Below are 15,353 nucleotides of genomic sequence, written 5' to 3'. Positions count from 1 at the left end.
CGTAGCGGCACCGTGGCCGCAGCCTAGCGCCCGAAGTCGGTGAAATCCATGAAACCCGCGTCTGGGAGGACTTCCTCTAGGCTCTCCACCATTTGTCGAGGTTGGTGGCGGGAACGGTCCGCTTATGTCGCGAGAGAACGAAGCGCCGTTCGATCGACAGCGCGGCGGCCTCGTCGATTTCGCGGCCCTCGAGGTAGTCGTCGATCTGCGCGTAGGTCAGTCCCAGTTCGTCCTCGTCGGTACGCTGCGGCTGGCCGTCCAGCAGGTCCGCGGTGGGAGCCTTGGCCCAGAGCAGCTCTGGGGCGTCCAACTCGCGCAACAGCGCCTGGTTCTGCCGCTTGTTCAGCCCGGCCAGCGGCAGCAGGTCTGCGCCTCCGTCGCCGAACTTCGTGAAGAACCCGGTCACGGACTCCGCCGCATGGTCGGTGCCGATGACCAGCATGCCGCGGTCCCCGGCCACCGCGTACTGGACGATCATCCGCATGCGGGCCTTGGCGTTGCCTCGGTTGAAATCGCTGATCGCAGGATGCCCGGCATCGGCCAGGGCTTCATCCAGTCCCGCCACGGGCTTGGAGATATTGACCTCGAACTCCTGGTCGGCGGCGACGAACTGCATGGCCGCCGCGGCATCCGCCGCATCATGCTGGACCCCGTGGGGCAGGCGGACGGCGATGAATTCGGCGGTGCCGCCGGCTTCGCGCACTTCCTGGACGGCAAGCTGAGCCAGGCGTCCGGCGAGCGTGGAATCGATGCCGCCGGAAATGCCCAGCACGAAACCCTTCGCGCCGGTCGCGGCGAGGTAGTCTTTCAAGAAGTCGACTCGGGATCGCACTTCCTCGGCCGGGTTGATGGACGCCTTGACGCCCAGCTCTTCAATGATTGCTGCTTGAAGTTCACGCATGTAACTAATCCTAGGTATATCGGAGGCAGGATGCGGTCGTAACTGCGGAAGGGCGGCGAAACTTAACGAGTTCTCAACATTCGCCGCAACTCCTAGCTTTCTTCGGCGTCCGGGTCCCATCCGAGGTTGCGCGCCATCTTCTCCAGCGTGGCGACCACTGCAGCGTATTCCGAGCCGTCGAGATCCTGTCCCGACTGCGTCCGGATCTTCTCGATCAGTTCGCTGAGCTTCATCAACGAGACGTGGCCGCGGTCGGTGATGGAGAACTCGCCCTCGTCGTGCGAAATCCATCCAGACTCCACCAATTCCATGAGGTGCTCGGAGACCGACGTCGGTTCGTCGGGCGACGCGAAGAATGGCGAAAGTCCGGCGGTCAGTTCCGGCTCGGTGGCGGGTTGCTGTTCCAGGAGATTCAGCACCTGCCATTGCCGGCGTGTCACGCCATGCTCTTCCAGCGTCGCAGCAAACTGCTCGTCAATCAGCGAATCCACCAATTTCAACCAGTAACCCAAGGGGCGTGTAGCGTTCATGGGATCAGCCTAGCGAGGATGCCGACTAGAATCGAGGGTATGAGCGAAACCAGCGCCCGCGGGCGGCTAAAAGAACTGATCCAGGAATTTGCCATTGTGCGTGGCAAGGTCATCCTCTCCTCTGGCAAGGAAGCCGATTACTATATCGACCTTCGCCGGGTCACCCTGCAGCAGGAAGCTTCAGGTCTGGTCGGCCAGGTCATGCTTGATCTTCTGGATGAAGCCGGTCTGGAGTTCACCAACGTGGGCGGGCTGACCATGGGCGCTGACCCGGTGGGCACCGCCATCATGCACACTGCGCGCGAAAAGAACCGCGCCATCGACGCTTTCGTGGTGCGCAAGGCGCAGAAGTCCTACGGCATGGGCCGTCAGGTTGAAGGCCCGAGCGTTGAGGGCCGCAACGTCATCGTGCTGGAGGACACCTCCACCACCGGCGGCTCCGCGCTGACCGCGGTCGAGGGTGTCCGCAAGGCTGGCGGCAACGTCATCGCCGTGGCCGTTATCGTGGATCGCGACACCGGTGCCAAGGAGCGCATCGAGGAAGAGGCCGGCGTGCCTTACCTCTTCGCCTACGGCAAGGACGAGCTGGGTCTGTAGTCTGCAGCTTTCCCGTCAATCTCTTCGACCGCAAGGGCTGGGCGAACCTCAAGGTTCGCCCAGCCCTTGCGGATTTTCCCGACCCTGAATTCCGTCAACTTTGATTGACTTGCAACATGCCGTCAACTAAAGTTGACCCCATGGATGAGGGGATTCGAACAGCCGTCGACTCCGAGGACCACGGAGGTCCCTTGGCGGAGCTTCGGCGTCTGACCGAGGGGCAGCGGGAACTGGCCCGGTCGCAAACCGCCGAGGTGCGCCGGGCGCGCGCCAACGGGTATTCCTGGCAAGCCATCGCATCTGCCCTGGAGATTTCGAAGCAGGCGGCGCACAAGAAGTACGGCCGGGTTTAATGGAGCAACCGGCCGTGGGGCTGCCCGGCTAGTTCAAGCAAGCGAAGCGCTACGGCGTCCGCCGACGCAGGGTCAACGATCCGACCAGCAGGGCGCCGAGAATCCACGCGCCGATGACCAGAAGGCTGGCCCAGGTGCCGCTGTCCTCGGTGCCCGCAGCGACATCGCCCAGCGCGTCGATGGCATGCGACAGCGGCAGCCAATCGCCGATGACCTCCAGCGTCCCCGGCAGCTGCTCGCGTGGCAGGATCAGCCCGGACAGCAGGAACTGTGGAAAGATCAGCAGCGGCATGAACTGGACGACCTGGAATTCGGTGCGGGCGAAGGCGCTGGCCATCAATCCCAGACTGGTTCCGAGCAGGGCATCCAGCGCCGCCACGCTGAAAAGCAGCACCAGGCTTCCGGAGATCTGCAGCCCCAGTACCAGAAGGGCGAACGAGACCGCGATGACGGTCTGCAGCACCGCAACCAAGGTGAACGCCAGCGCATAGCCGAAGATGAACTCGCCCTTGGCCAGCGGCATGCTGAGCAGCCGCTCCAAGGTGCCGCTGCGCCGTTCGCGCAGCGTCGCGATGCTGGTCACCAGAAACATCACGACAAATGGGAACAGCGCGATCATCGCCGGGCCGATGCGCTGGAACACCTCGGTATCGGTGAAAATCCAGGCCATCAAGCCGATCAATAGGCTGGGGACTACCAGCATCAACGCGATGGTGCGCGGGTCGTGTCGGATCTGGGTCAAGACCCGGGCCGCGGTGGCCGCGGTTCGTTTCACGATCCCTCTCCTTCCGCCCGGTGCCGTGCGGTGGACGGGTCGCGCGGTGGCGCGGACCCCAGTCCGCCGGAGGCGATGAGCCTGAGGAATGCGTCTTCCGGGTCGCTGGCGCCGGTGCGCCTGAGCAGTTCGCCGGGGGAGAGCTGGGCCAGCAGCTTTCCGTTGCGCAACAGGAGCATTTCATCGCAGCGCATGGCCTCGTCCATGACGTGGCTGGAAACCAACAGGCAGATTCCGGTCTTCGCCAGCTTGGCGAACAGGGCCCAGAGCTCCGCGCGAAGTACCGGATCCAGCCCGACCGTCGGCTCGTCGAGGATGACGATGTCAGGAGACCCGAGCAGCGCGATGGCAAGGGATACGCGGTTGCGCTGCCCGCCGGACAAGTCCAGCACCAGCCGCTTAGCCTGGTCCTGCAGGTCGGTGGCTTCGATGACTCGGGTGGCTTCGGCATCTGGCAGGCCGAGGACCTTGGCGAAATAGGCGACGTTTTGCTGCACCGTCAGGTCGTCGTAGACGCTGGCAGCCTGCGTCATGTAGCCGACCCTATGCCGCAGGGACTTGTGCCCGGCCGGCTGCCCCAGGACGGTGACCGTGCCGCCGGCGGTGATCTGGTTGCCCACGATGCTGCGCAGCAGCGTGCTCTTGCCGCTGCCGCTGGGGCCCAGCAACCCGACGATGCGGCCCGGGGCCAGCTCGCAGTCGATGTCCTGGAGAACCAGCGATTTGCCTCTCTTGACGCTCAACCGCTGGACCTGGATGCATGCAGTCTTGTTGGTCACACAATGAATTAGAGACCCCAGCCGTGGCAGGGTCAATGCTTGGCGGCGAATTGCCGCCCCGGCGGCCTCGGGAACGGATCAACGGCGCTTGGCCCACAGTCCGACGACCAGCACCAGGTAGACCAGCGCGATGAAGCCGAACAGCTTGTGCTCGCCCCACACCACGGTGTTGCTCATGGAGCAGTGCAGTTCCGCCCCGGCGCCGAGGCATGAGCGCATCGCGTAGTTCACGGCGATCAGCAGCGTCAGGCCCAGATAGAGTCCCACGGCGATGAGCACGAACTTCCAGACCCGCCGCCGGGAACGATAGTTCTCCATGGCACCTAGTATCCGCCAGTGTTCCGTCCCTGCCTAGGGTGTTGGTGCGACAAAGAAAAATGCCCCGGCAGCCGGTTCAACGGCTGCCGGGGCATGGGAAACTAGGCTACTTGGAAGCGGCCTTGGTTTCGGCCGGATTGGCGTCGGACGGGACGCGCCCCTTGACGAGTTCGGCATGCAGGTTGGCAACCGACGGGTACTGCAGGTCGGGGCGGAACGGGAAGGTGTCCATGTCCTCGCGCGCGGTGATTCCCGAGTAGACCAGCGCGGTCAGCAGGCCTGCTTCCATGCCCGCGACGATGTCGGTGTCCATGCGGTCGCCGATCATGGCAGTGGTCTCCGAGTGCGCGTCGATCCTGTTCAAAGCCGAGCGGAACATCATCGGATTCGGCTTGCCCACCACATACGGATCGCGGTTCGTCGCCCGGGTGATCAGCGCGGCAATCGCGCCGGTGGCCGGGAGGCTGCCCTCGGCAGATGGGCCGGTGGCATCCGGGTTGGTGGCGATGAACTTCGCGCCGCCCTCGATCAGGCGGATGGCCTTGGTGATGGCCTCAAAGGAATAGGTGCGGGTTTCGCCGAGCACCACGTAATCGGGGTTCTGGTCGGTCATGATGAACCCGGCGTCGTGCAGGGCCGTGGTCAATCCCGCCTCGCCGATCACGAAGGTGCGTCCGCCCGGGCGCTGGCGCGCCAGGAACTCGGCGGTGGCCATGGCGGAGGTCCAGATGTTCTCCTCCGGCACGTCCAGCCCGGAGGCCAGCAGGCGGGCGCGCAGGTCGCGCGGCGTGTAGATGGAGTTGTTCGTCAGCACCAGAAAGCGCAGGTTGTTCTCGCGCCAGTACTGCAAGAGCTCCGAGGCGCCCTTGAGTGCGTGGTTTTCGTGGACCAGGACGCCGTCCATGTCGGTCAGCCAGCATTCGATATCGTGGACGGTGCGTGCGGCGCGGTTGCTGAGGGTCACGAGGTGTCATTCCTCCATTGGCAGTAGGTGGCGGGAGCTATCTGCGCTGAAAGTTTCCCTGTAACCCAAAGCCTACACAGCATCCGCGGGAGGTGCAGTGAACGGCGGCACTCCCGCGACCTACTACCCTTAAATGTGTGAGCCACGAAGTGAATGAAGCAACCGAGAACACCGCCGAGCACGTCATCGGCGTAGGGCCCTGGGAAGGCGAGCTGCCGCAGGACGAAAAATATGATCCGCAGCTGCTGGCCGAAGGCGACCGCCGCAACGTCGCCGACAAATACCGCTACTGGACCATGGATGCGATCATCGCCGACCTCGACGAGCGCCGCCACGACTTCCACATCGCCATCGAGAACTGGCAGCACGACATGAACATCGGCACCGTGGTCCGCTCCGCCAACGCCTTCTTGGCCAAGGAAGTCCACATCATTGGACGCCGCCGCTGGAACCGCCGCGGCGCCATGGTCACCGACCGCTACCAGCACGTGCGCCACCACGCCACGGTCGAGGAATTTGTCGCCTGGGCCGAAGCTGAAGGGCTGACCATCCTGGGCATCGACATCTTCCCGGATTCGGTGCCGCTGGAAACCTACGACATCCCGCGCAATTGCGTCCTGGTGTTCGGCCAGGAAGGGCCGGGATTGAGCCCGGAAGTCCACGCCGCGGCAAAGGACACGCTGTCCATCGAGCAGTTCGGCTCCACCCGGTCGATCAACGCGGCCTCGGCCGCAGGCATCGCGATGCATGCTTGGATCCGCCGCCACGTCTTCGGGCAAAAAGTAGGTTAACAAGGAATTTATTAATAAGCTCTTTAGTCGAGCATCTGGATTAGTTGCCATTGAACCCCTAGGCTTGGAAACGATATGAATTTGTGATCCGGGGGGATTAATCCGTGCGTCGACGTCATCAGGTGAACCATGACCTTCTGCTGCCCGGGCTTCCCCGACGCAAAAAACCGGTGGTGGTCTGGGGGATATCGACTGCCGCAGCACTGGCGCTGTCCAGCGCCGTGGCGATTCCCCTGGTGGCCCAGACGGCTGATCCGCGCAACGGCGACCTCCCTGTCGCCATCAACGCGTTATCCGACCCCGGGCTGTATAACGATCCGATCCTCGTTAGCCAGGACGCCCCGCTTCATGCATTCGGCGGCTCCGGCAAGGAGCTGGCCATCGACGGACGCCCGCTGGGCATGCTGGCCGGCGCCGACGAATCCCCGGTGGATGAGCAGTCCGAATCGGAGGAGAACTCCACGCTGCTCGCCGGCGAGGTGGGCCAGGTCGGCGAACTCCCCGGCGGCCTGCAGCTGATGCACCCGGTCACAACCCGCCGTATCTCCAGCCCCTACGGCTGGCGGTCGAACCCTACCGGCGCCGGCAACCAGATCCATATCGGCCAGGACTACCCGATCGCCTGCGGCTCCCCGGTGTATGCCGCCGAGGCGGGGACCGTGACGGTGTCCGGCTGGGCGGGGCACTCCGGCATGCGCGTGAGCATCGACCACGGCAGCGACGTGCAGACCGGCTACAGCCACAATTCAAAACTCATCGCCTCGGTGGGCCAGGAGGTCAAGCAGGGCGAGCTGATCGCCCTGTCGGGAACCACCGGCAACTCCACCGGATGCCATGTGCACTTCGAGGTCATCGTGGACGGCCGCTGGCACGATCCGCGCAACTACCTGCCGATCATCCCGGGCCAGGGCCAGGCGATGATCGATTCCTCGCGCCTGACAGTTAATGCCAACAGCGCGCCGAAGGGCGATGGCGGCAAGCCGCCGGTGCGCGACGAATCCGATCTGAGCACCGATCCAGATGTCGTGGTGCCGAAGGATGACACCCCGGTGGTCCCCAAGCCGAAGCCCAGTGCCAAGCCCAAGCCTTCGCAGTCCCAGAAGCCCGCGCCGTCGCCGAGCCAGACCCAACGCCCGGGATCCTCGGCTCCAGACTCCGAATCGCCAAGCGCCAAGCCCTCGCCAAGCACTGCGCCGTCCGAATCCGAGTCGCCCAGCGGATCGGCGAAGCCCACCGGCGAGGCGACGCCGCCAACCGAAGCCCCCTCGACCGGACCGACCCCGAGCAAGAAGCCAACCTCGGCGCCAACCCAAAAGCCGGGCTCGCAGAGCCCGTCCGGGTCCGGTTCCGGCGCCGCCGAGTCGAGCTAGCCCGCGATGCAGCCGGGGCAGGGGCAGAAGTTGGCGTGTCACGAAGACAGATTTAGGTCTGCCGGCCCCTGCAAACCGATAGGATGGACACGAACTGCCGTCGACGGCGACGCGTGAACCCCGCCAATCCTCACAGGAGTGAAGCATGCCTATCGCAACCCCCGATAAGTACAATGCAATGATCGATGCCGCCAAGGCTGGCGGCTACGCCTTCCCAGCGGTGAATGTCACCAGCTCGCAGACCCTGAATGCCGCCATCCGCGGTTTCGCCGAGGCCGAATCCGACGGCATCATCCAGGTTTCCACCGGCGGCGCCGCCTACTGGTCCGGCGCCTCGGTCAAGGACATGGTTGCCGGCTCGCTGGGCTTCGCAGCCTTCGCCCGCCAGGTCGCCAAGAACTACGGCGTGAACATCGCGCTGCACACCGACCACTGCCCTGCAGACAAGCTCGACGGCTTCGTGCTGCCGCTGCTGGCCGCCTCGGAGGCAGAGGTCGCCGCCGGCCGCGACCCGTTCTTCAACTCGCACATGTGGGACGGATCGGCCGAGACCCTGGAAGAGAACCTGCGCATCGCAGCCCAGCTGCTGCCGCGCACCGCCGCCGCCAAGCAAATCCTCGAAGTTGAGATCGGCGCCGTGGGCGGCGAAGAGGACGGCGTGGAGAACGCCATCAATGACAAGCTGTACTCCACCGTCGAGGATGCGCTAGCCACCATTGACGCCCTGGGCGCCGGCGAAAAGGGCCGCTACATCACCGCTTTGACCTTCGGCAACGTCCACGGCGTCTACAAGCCGGGCAACGTGAAGCTGCGTCCGGAGCTGCTCAAGGACATCCAGGACAAGGTCGGCGCCAAGATCGGCAAGGCCAACCCGTTCGACCTGGTCTTCCACGGCGGCTCGGGCTCCACCGACCAGGAAATCGCCGACGCGGTGTCCTATGGCGTGATCAAGATGAACATCGACACCGACACGCAGTACGCCTTCACCCGACCGGTGGCTGGCCACATGTTCGCCAACTACGACGGCGTGCTGAAGGTAGACGGCGAGATCGGCAACAAGAAGACCTACGACCCGCGCGTCTGGGGCGCCAAGGCCGAAGAATCCATGGCCGCCCGCATCGTGGAAGCCGCCCGCCAGCTGGGCTCGGCAGGAAAGAGCCTGAAGTAGCCATGGTCGGAGAGAACCTGCTGGGCATCCCGGCCACGCTGCTGCCGGAGGAAACCGACGTGCTCGCCCGCCTTGAGGCCGGCGACGAAGCGGTGGATCTGGCTGCGAAGTTCCCGTCGTCCTCCCTGGTGTGGGCGCTGCTGGCCGACGAAGCACACGCCGAAGGCCGCACCGTGGAATCCTACGCGTACGCCCGCGTGGGCTACCACCGCGGCCTTGACGCGCTGCGCAAGGCCGGTTGGCGCGGACAGGGTCCGGTGCCATGGAGCCATGAGCCGAACCGCGGCTTCCTGCGCTCGCTGTACGCGCTGGGCCGCGCGGCCGCAGCCATCGGCGAAGCCGAGGAAGTCGAGCGGATCGGGAAGTTCCTGAACGATTCGGATCCGAGCGCCCGGGCGGCCATCGAGGCCAAGTAGCCCGAGAAGCAGCATCCTCGCATCATTGCCCGGGCCGGTCCCGCATCGGCCCGGGCAATCGTGCGCTTCGACGCGTCCGTAAACGGGCAGGGGAGAAACCATGAGCAACGTGCAGCCGGGCCAGGCGCTGGGCGCCTCCTACAGTTTTGTCGAGCCGCTGGGCTCCGGGGCCGTTGGCGAGGTCTGGCGGGTCCGCCCCCACGATCCGGGCGCGGACCTGGCCGCCAAGATCCTGCGCGAGGAGCACGCGCAGGACGCCGGGCTGGTCGAACGGTTCGTGCGGGAACGCTCGGTGCTGCTGGCGCTGCGCCACCCGAACATCGTGGCGGTGCGTGACCTGGTGGTCGACGGGGGCCGGCTGGCCATCGTGATGGACCTGGTCCCCGGCGGCTCGGTGCGCGAGTGGCTGCTCGAGGTGGGCACCCTGCCGCCGTCCCAGGCGCTGGAACTTGCCGCCCAGATGCTGGACGCGCTCGCCGCGGCGCACGCGGCGGGCACCACCCACCGGGACATCAAGCCTGACAACGTGCTGCTGGCCGCCCCCGGGGATGCGGCCGGCAACGTGCGGGTCTCTGACTTCGGCATCGCCTCGGTGATGTCCGGGCAATCCCGGCGGACCACCGAGATCATGGGCACCCCGGCATACATGCCCCCGGAACTGACCAGCCGGGGCGAGGCCGGACCGGCCGGGGATGTCTACTCCGCGGGCATCATGCTCTACGAGCTGCTGTCCGGGCGCACCCCCTTCGCCGGGTCCGGCACCGACTTCACGATCGCCTTCCGCCACGTCAGCGTCATGCCGCCGCGGATTGACGTACCGGGCCCACTCTGGGACGCGCTGGCCGCCATGCTGCACAAGGACCCCACGGCTCGCCCGGCCGCCGCCGAGGCCGCAACCACCCTGCGCGCGCTGGCCGCCGCACACGCCTCCCTGCCGGCGCTGCCGCCGGTGGTGGACCCGGAACACTTCGAGGACCTGCAACGTCCGGCCACCGTGCTGCGCGGAATCCAGCAGGCCGACCCCGAGCCCACCGACGCCGCCGCCATGGTTGGACAGCTGACCTCGCCAGAGGCGCCCGATCTGGGGACCAGCGCCCGGCACACGGTCTTCCGTCTGCGCCGCAGCGACCTGCCGACCCCCGCGGCACCACCCACCGAGGCCACGGAGAACGCCGGGAACAGACGGCGCCCAAGCTGGCTCAACGCCAAGTCCCTGGGCCTGCTGGCCGCCGCGGTGGTGCTACTGGCCGCCGTCATCGCCGGCAGCATCGCGCTGTTCGGACGCACCGAACCGCAGGCCGTCCCAGCCCCGGATGCCACCGCCAGCTGGCAGGGCCAGGCTACACCAAGTGGGCTGGCCACCGCACGCTCGGTACGCTACGACGCGCAGGCCAAGCAGGTGCACCTTGAATTCACGTATTCGGCACAGAAGGCCCCGTTGACCGGGCCGTTCCTGGAGGTGCTGCCGGCGGCACCAGGTACCTCGGGCTGCCCGGCGGTGGACTTCAGCCAGGCGCAGGGCGAACGCAACCAGCCCAGTCTCACCGGGATTTCGGTCGAGTGCGGGTGGAACCTGTCAGGGATCAGCATCCCGGCGCGCGGCCAGGTGACAGTCCAGGCCACGCTGCCGCTGGCGCTGAGCGGGGATGACGCGCTGGATCAATGGCTGCAGCAGGCCGCGGCCGCCACCGAGCAGGCGCTCGCCGACGATCGGGTCGAGGGCTCGGCCTACCCGGCGCAGCGGTTGCAGGACATCGTGGTGCAGACTCCCGCCCGCACGGTCAGCGGCACCACGCTGCCGGTGACCCTGGTACCGGTGTGGCCCGCGGGCCCGGACGTGCTCAGCCCGCTGTATGCCAGCCCCGCCACCGGCAAGCCCTCGGCGACGTTGCGCTCGATTGCCGGCGGCGAGGCAGGGGTGCGCTTCTCCGACGCCTGCTCCGGGGCGGTGGCCGTCTCCGGGGACGGGCTGGTGGTCACCGCGCTGTCGGTGACCCCGCAGTGCACGCTGCGCGCTTCGGTGGGCAACTTCACCGACCTGGCCAGCGAGCCGTTCGGCATCACCACCCGGCAGTAGCCGGGAGTCGGATTCGCCTGGTCAGTTCTCGGAGGGCCCCATGGCCTGGATGAACGCCGGGGCACCGCCCACGCAGAGGTAGCCGCGCGCGGTGGTCACCGCCACCGGGGCGCGCCGCGGCAGGTTCACGCCCAGCAGCTCCCCGTCGAAGTCCGCATCAGGCTGCAGCAGCACCCCGCAGCGGGACTTGCGCAGGGTCTTGGTCCAGTGCGCGTAGAGCCCGCGCAGCTCCGCGGCCCGCCCGGCGGCGATCACGCACAACCCCGCGGGTGGAGAGTTCAGCAGCCCGGCCAGGGCCTGGTCGGTGTCCTCGAACCGCTCGGCGTCATCGACCAGCAGCACCACCGGCCCGCGCTCCAGGCGTAGTGAGGCCAGCAGCGCGGGCAGGTCCGCGGAACCGACCGCCACCCGGTCAAGGTCCGCATCCGCCAGCGGCGAGCGGCGATCGCACACGCCCCACACCGCCACCGGGGTGCCGTCCGGGCCCGGGATGCCGCGCAGCGAGTCCGCCAGGGCCAGCAGCAGGCTGGACTTGCCGGAGCGGGCCGGGCCGGCGATGAGCACGTGCTCGCCCTCGTAGATTTCCAGGCAGCCCGGGGCCAGGTCCTCCTCGCGTAGTCCCACCGGGATCCGCCACGGCTCGGCCGCCAGTCCGGGTGCCGGCAGCTTGCCGGCCGCGACCCGGGCGGGCAACTGGCCGATGACCGGCGCCTTGGGCCGTGCCTCCGGCCAGCGGGCGGCGGCCTCGGCGACCGCCTGTTCGAGCTCGGTGCCGGGGGTGGCCACGTGCATCTGGCGCAGCTGGGCGGCGGCCACGCAGCGCCCGGGTACGGCGGCGGGGATGTTGCTTCCGCGCACCCCGAGCGTGGAATAGTCATACGGGTCGGCCAGCCGGAAGAGCCACCTCTGTGTGGTGACCTCGTCAATGGCGGTGGGCACCGCCTTGGCGCGGGTGCTGCTAACCGCAAAATGCAGACCCAAGGCTGGGCCGTCCGCGTACGCGCGGTTCAGCGCGTCCATCAGCGCCAGCCCGTCGTAGTCGGAGAATTCATCGCGTAGGGTGGCCAGCCCGTCCAGCAGCACCAGGGTGCGCCGCCGGGCAGCCGGTTCGGCACGGCGGCGGGCCAGGTCGTTGCGCAGGTGGCGCAGGAACCGGGCCTGCTGCTCCGCGGCGCCCGCGCCGGTGCCCACGTACGCGGCGGTGTGCGGCAGTCCGGCCAGCGGGGCCAGTGTGCGCGATCCCAGGTCCAGGATGAGCAGGTCCAGCTCCCCGGGCGAATACGCGGCGGCGGCCGTCAATGCGATCGAGGCCAGGGTGGTGCTGGTGCCCGAGCCGGCGATTCCCAGCAGCAGCAGGTTGCCCTCGGACAGGTCCCAACCGGCGGGCACCTGGCGCTGGAACTCCGGCTCATCGCGCAGCGCCACCTCGATGATCTGCCCGCGCACCGCGCCGACCGCGGGCAGGGAGGCGGAACGCCGCGAGGCCGGGGTGTAGCCGGCCAGCTGCACCTGATCGCCCAGCGCCCCGGGCCACACCGGCCGGGGCTCGCCCAGCCCACGTTGCGCGTGGGCCTGGCGGATCGCGGCGATCAGCAGGTCCAGGTCGCTGTCATCGCTGGTGCTCTCGGGCTCGGCTACTGGTGCCGGGGCGGGGGCGCCGAAGTGTCCGGGTTCGCTCACCCGCAGCCCGCCGCCGCTGGCGGTGCTGGCCCGCCCGGTGACAAGGGCGGTCTGCACGGCGCTGATGTCGTCCTGGCCCAGCTTGATGAAGCCGCGGCCGGTCTGCGCCCGGCCGATGGCCGCGGCGTCCGGCACGCCGATCACGTTCGAGGAGTCCTCCCGGCTCTGCACGCGCAGCGCCACCCGCAGGTTCGTGTTGGCCAGGATGTCGTCATTGACCACCCCGGCGGGGCGCTGGGTCGCCAGGATCATGTGCACGCCCAGGGTTCGGCCCACCGCCGCCACCGAGACCAGCGAGGAGAGCACCTCGGGGAAGTCCTTGGCCAGCATCGCGAACTCGTCGACCACCAACAGCAGCCGCGGCATCGGCTCGGCCGGGTTGGTGGCCAGGTAGGCGTCCAGGTTGTCGATGTCCTCCCCGGCGGCGGCGAAGATCCGCTGGCGCCGGGCCATCTCCGCCTCCAAGGCGCGCAGCGCGCGGTCGGCCAGCTGCTCGTCCAGGTTGGAGATGGTGCCGATGGTGTGCGGCAGCGCCTCACAGGCGGCGAAGGCCGCCCCGCCCTTGAAGTCAATGAGGATGAAGTTCAGCTTGGTCGCGTCGTTGCGGGCGGCGAGCCCGGCCACCAGCGAGCGCAGGAATTCACTCTTGCCCGAGCCGGTGGTGCCGCCGACCAGGCCGTGCGGCCCGTCCTTGACCAAATCCAGCATCATGGTGCCGGCCTCGGTGCTGCCGATCGGGGTGGACACCCCGCGCGCGGTGCGCCACAGCTCGCCGATCGCAGCCTCGTTGATCTGCTCCAGGCCCAGCAGTGCCGGCAGCTTGACCAGGGCGGGCAGCGCCGCACCTGGGACCACCAGTTCGGGGTCGTCGAAACGGGCCAGGTCCAGGGCGGCCCGTTCGGCGCGCTCGACCGGCAGCCCGGCGAGCACCACGTCCTCGACCTCGGACTGCTCGCCCAGCCCGTGCACGGTGCCGGCGGCGTCCGCGCCGACCCGGATCACCGTGCTGCAGGCCGCGGGCAGCTGCTGCTCGGTGGCGGCGATGACGATCCCGGAGACCTGGTGGGCGCGGCGCGTACCGCCCAGCCCGGAGTCGGCGTCCCGCCCGTGCCCCAGCAGCGCGCGGGCCGGGGCGTCGCGGCCCTCGGTGAGCACCTCCGAGTCGAGCACCAGCAGCGTGGCTCCCTCACTGCGCTGGATGCTGTCCTCGCGCAGGGCGCGCAGCAGGCGCGCGCTGCGGCGCTGGTCATCGGACAGCCAGCGTTCCCCGGTGGCCGCCCCGGCGCGCCGGGTGTGCGGCAGCCAGCCGGTCCATTCCCATGCCGGGTGCCGTCCGCGGTCGCAGAATAGGGCGATGCGCAGGTCCGCCGGCCCGGCGTGCACGGCGGCCTGCACCAGCAGGCTGCGGACCAGGGCGAGCGCCCCCTCGCGCTCGCCCACGATGCCAACGACGCCGGCGCCGGTCAGGTCCACGACCACCGGGGCCGCCGGGATGTGGCTGGCCTCGATCAGCTCGCGCACCCGCGGGTCCAGGGTGGGGGTGGCGCGCCGGTCGATCTCCGGCTGCCAGGGCACGTTTCCGGTTCCGGCGTGCAGGGCCAGGAAGTCGTGGTCGCCGGCCCGTCGCTGCCACAGAGCGGTGGTGGGCAGGGCGGGTACGCGCAGCGTGGTGGCCGGATCCGGGATGCGGGTGTGGCGCCGCTCGGCCTCGCGTACGGCCGCCCGGGCGATCTGCCCCTCGAACTCCTCAAGGGCCGTTTCGAACCGCTTCTTTTCCTCCTTCAGGTTCCTGGTGTGGCGGTGCTTCTGCTCGAACCACATGCCGATCGCCATCACCGGGCTGAGCAGGGCGAACATGGCAAAGCGCAGGTCCCCGAGCATCATCACCATGGCGCCGGCCAGCAGCAGCGGGGCCAGCACCGTGATGTAGCTGAACTTGGAGGCCGGGGCCACGTCCTTCGGTGCCGGGGCGGGCAGCGGTTCGGGGGCTGGGTCCAGGCCCGGGCGGGGCGGGCGGTTGAAGGGGGCGGTGGCCGCAGGGGTGAGGTTGTGTAGCGAGCCGGGCCGCGGTGCCAGGCGTTCGGACAGCTGCGGGCGCAGCAGCAGGGCGGTGCCGCCGACCAGCACGGTGGCCGCCTCGGTGATCAGCTCCCCGTCTTCGGCGACCGGCGTGCCATCCAGCTGGGTGCCGTTGGTTGAGCCGTGGTCGCGGACGCGCACCCCGTCCTGCTCCAGCTGGATGCTGGCGTGGTTCCAGGAGGCGCTCTCGGAGTCCAGCACGATGTCGGCCTGCGGGGAGCGGCCCAGCAGTAACGGGCGGTGCTCGGGGATCGGCTGTACGGCCCCGGCGTGCAGACCGCCGCAGACCGTGACGCTCCAGCCGGTGAGCGGTTGTGGCCGGGGGACGGGGGACAGCGAGATCGTGCTGCCCTCCAGCAGCAGCACTTCGCCCAGCGGGGTGCCGGCAGTGGCGGGGACGTCATCCACATAGAGCGTGGTGTCCGGGCCCGGTGCGGTGCCGCCGGCCCGATCGATCAGCTCACCCAGCGTCAGGGCGTCATCGCGCCCCGTCAGTTCGCGGTCCAGTCGCTGGTCGCCCAGCTGGATCAACACGCGCACCCGTGCTCCCTTCCA

14 protein-coding genes are annotated in these 15,353 nt (G+C 68.3%); 7 read left to right on the top strand and 7 right to left on the bottom strand.

Annotated elements, in window-relative coordinates:
- Positions 1-76 precede the first annotated feature (76 nt).
- Positions 77-901: an ammonia-dependent NAD(+) synthetase gene (gene nadE / locus DFO58_RS15125; protein ID WP_053797191.1), complete on the bottom strand. Its 825-nt coding sequence runs from the start codon at positions 899-901 to the stop codon at positions 77-79.
- Between the two features lie 92 nt (positions 902-993).
- On the bottom strand, positions 994-1,431 hold the full coding sequence (locus DFO58_RS15120; protein WP_047118172.1) for a transcriptional regulator: 438 nt from the start codon (positions 1,429-1,431) through the stop codon (positions 994-996).
- A 39-nt stretch (positions 1,432-1,470) separates the two neighbouring features.
- Between DFO58_RS15120 and pyrE the strand changes: the two genes are divergently transcribed.
- Positions 1,471-2,028, top strand: coding sequence for an orotate phosphoribosyltransferase (gene pyrE, locus DFO58_RS15115; RefSeq protein WP_181728131.1), 558 nt, complete (start codon positions 1,471-1,473; stop codon positions 2,026-2,028).
- 140 nt (positions 2,029-2,168) lie between these two features.
- Complete coding sequence (locus DFO58_RS15110; protein WP_047118248.1) at positions 2,169-2,381, top strand: hypothetical protein; 213 nt, start codon at positions 2,169-2,171, stop codon at positions 2,379-2,381.
- A 49-nt stretch (positions 2,382-2,430) separates the two neighbouring features.
- Here the strand turns inward: DFO58_RS15110 and DFO58_RS15105 are convergent, their stop codons facing one another.
- The 4 genes from DFO58_RS15105 to DFO58_RS15090 all read right to left on the bottom strand — a co-directional run bounded on the left by DFO58_RS15105 (position 2,431) and on the right by DFO58_RS15090 (position 5,157).
- Positions 2,431-3,156, bottom strand: coding sequence for an ABC transporter permease (locus tag DFO58_RS15105; protein ID WP_161449994.1), 726 nt, complete (start codon positions 3,154-3,156; stop codon positions 2,431-2,433).
- Positions 3,153-3,935 (bottom strand): ABC transporter ATP-binding protein, encoded by a 783-nt coding sequence (locus DFO58_RS15100; protein WP_244910900.1) that lies wholly within the window; start codon positions 3,933-3,935, stop codon positions 3,153-3,155. The genes DFO58_RS15105 and DFO58_RS15100 overlap by 4 nt, the downstream gene beginning before the upstream one ends.
- Positions 3,936-4,013: 78 nt before the next feature.
- The gene (locus DFO58_RS15095; RefSeq protein WP_047118168.1) at positions 4,014-4,253 is read right to left on the bottom strand and encodes a hypothetical protein; all 240 of its coding nucleotides are present in this window, start codon (positions 4,251-4,253) and stop codon (positions 4,014-4,016) included.
- 106 nt (positions 4,254-4,359) lie between these two features.
- Positions 4,360-5,157 (bottom strand): HAD-IIA family hydrolase, encoded by a 798-nt coding sequence (locus DFO58_RS15090; RefSeq protein WP_113607713.1) that lies wholly within the window; start codon positions 5,155-5,157, stop codon positions 4,360-4,362.
- Between the two features lie 197 nt (positions 5,158-5,354).
- On the opposite strand from DFO58_RS15090, the gene DFO58_RS15085 reads away from it, so the two are divergent.
- The 5 genes from DFO58_RS15085 to DFO58_RS15065 all read left to right on the top strand — a co-directional run bounded on the left by DFO58_RS15085 (position 5,355) and on the right by DFO58_RS15065 (position 11,039).
- The gene (locus DFO58_RS15085) at positions 5,355-6,008 is read left to right on the top strand and encodes an RNA methyltransferase (RefSeq protein WP_082123777.1); all 654 of its coding nucleotides are present in this window, start codon (positions 5,355-5,357) and stop codon (positions 6,006-6,008) included.
- A gap of 122 nt (positions 6,009-6,130) precedes the next feature.
- On the top strand, positions 6,131-7,378 hold the full coding sequence (locus DFO58_RS15080) for a peptidoglycan DD-metalloendopeptidase family protein (RefSeq protein WP_120991575.1): 1,248 nt from the start codon (positions 6,131-6,133) through the stop codon (positions 7,376-7,378).
- A gap of 145 nt (positions 7,379-7,523) precedes the next feature.
- Entirely contained in the window at positions 7,524-8,546 is a 1,023-nt protein-coding gene (gene fbaA, locus DFO58_RS15075) for a class II fructose-bisphosphate aldolase (protein WP_047118166.1), read from the top strand.
- Positions 8,547-8,548: 2 nt separating this feature from the next.
- Positions 8,549-8,962 (top strand): DUF3151 domain-containing protein, encoded by a 414-nt coding sequence (locus DFO58_RS15070; protein ID WP_053797195.1) that lies wholly within the window; start codon positions 8,549-8,551, stop codon positions 8,960-8,962.
- 100 nt (positions 8,963-9,062) lie between these two features.
- Positions 9,063-11,039 carry a serine/threonine-protein kinase gene (locus DFO58_RS15065; RefSeq protein ID WP_183043216.1) on the top strand — a complete coding sequence of 659 codons (1,977 nt, stop codon included), beginning with the start codon at positions 9,063-9,065 and terminating at the stop codon, positions 11,037-11,039.
- A 21-nt stretch (positions 11,040-11,060) separates the two neighbouring features.
- Here the strand turns inward: DFO58_RS15065 and DFO58_RS15060 are convergent, their stop codons facing one another.
- Positions 11,061-15,338: an FtsK/SpoIIIE domain-containing protein gene (locus tag DFO58_RS15060; protein WP_120991574.1), complete on the bottom strand. Its 4,278-nt coding sequence runs from the start codon at positions 15,336-15,338 to the stop codon at positions 11,061-11,063.
- Between the last annotated feature and the right edge of the window lie 15 nt (positions 15,339-15,353).

It is taken from the genome of Arthrobacter sp. AG1021 (genome assembly GCF_003633665.1).
GTDB classification, from domain to species: Bacteria; Actinomycetota; Actinomycetes; order Actinomycetales; family Micrococcaceae; genus Glutamicibacter; species Glutamicibacter soli.
The sequence above is the reverse complement of the archived record's forward strand: the minus strand, read 5'-3'. Positions and strand labels throughout refer to the sequence as shown.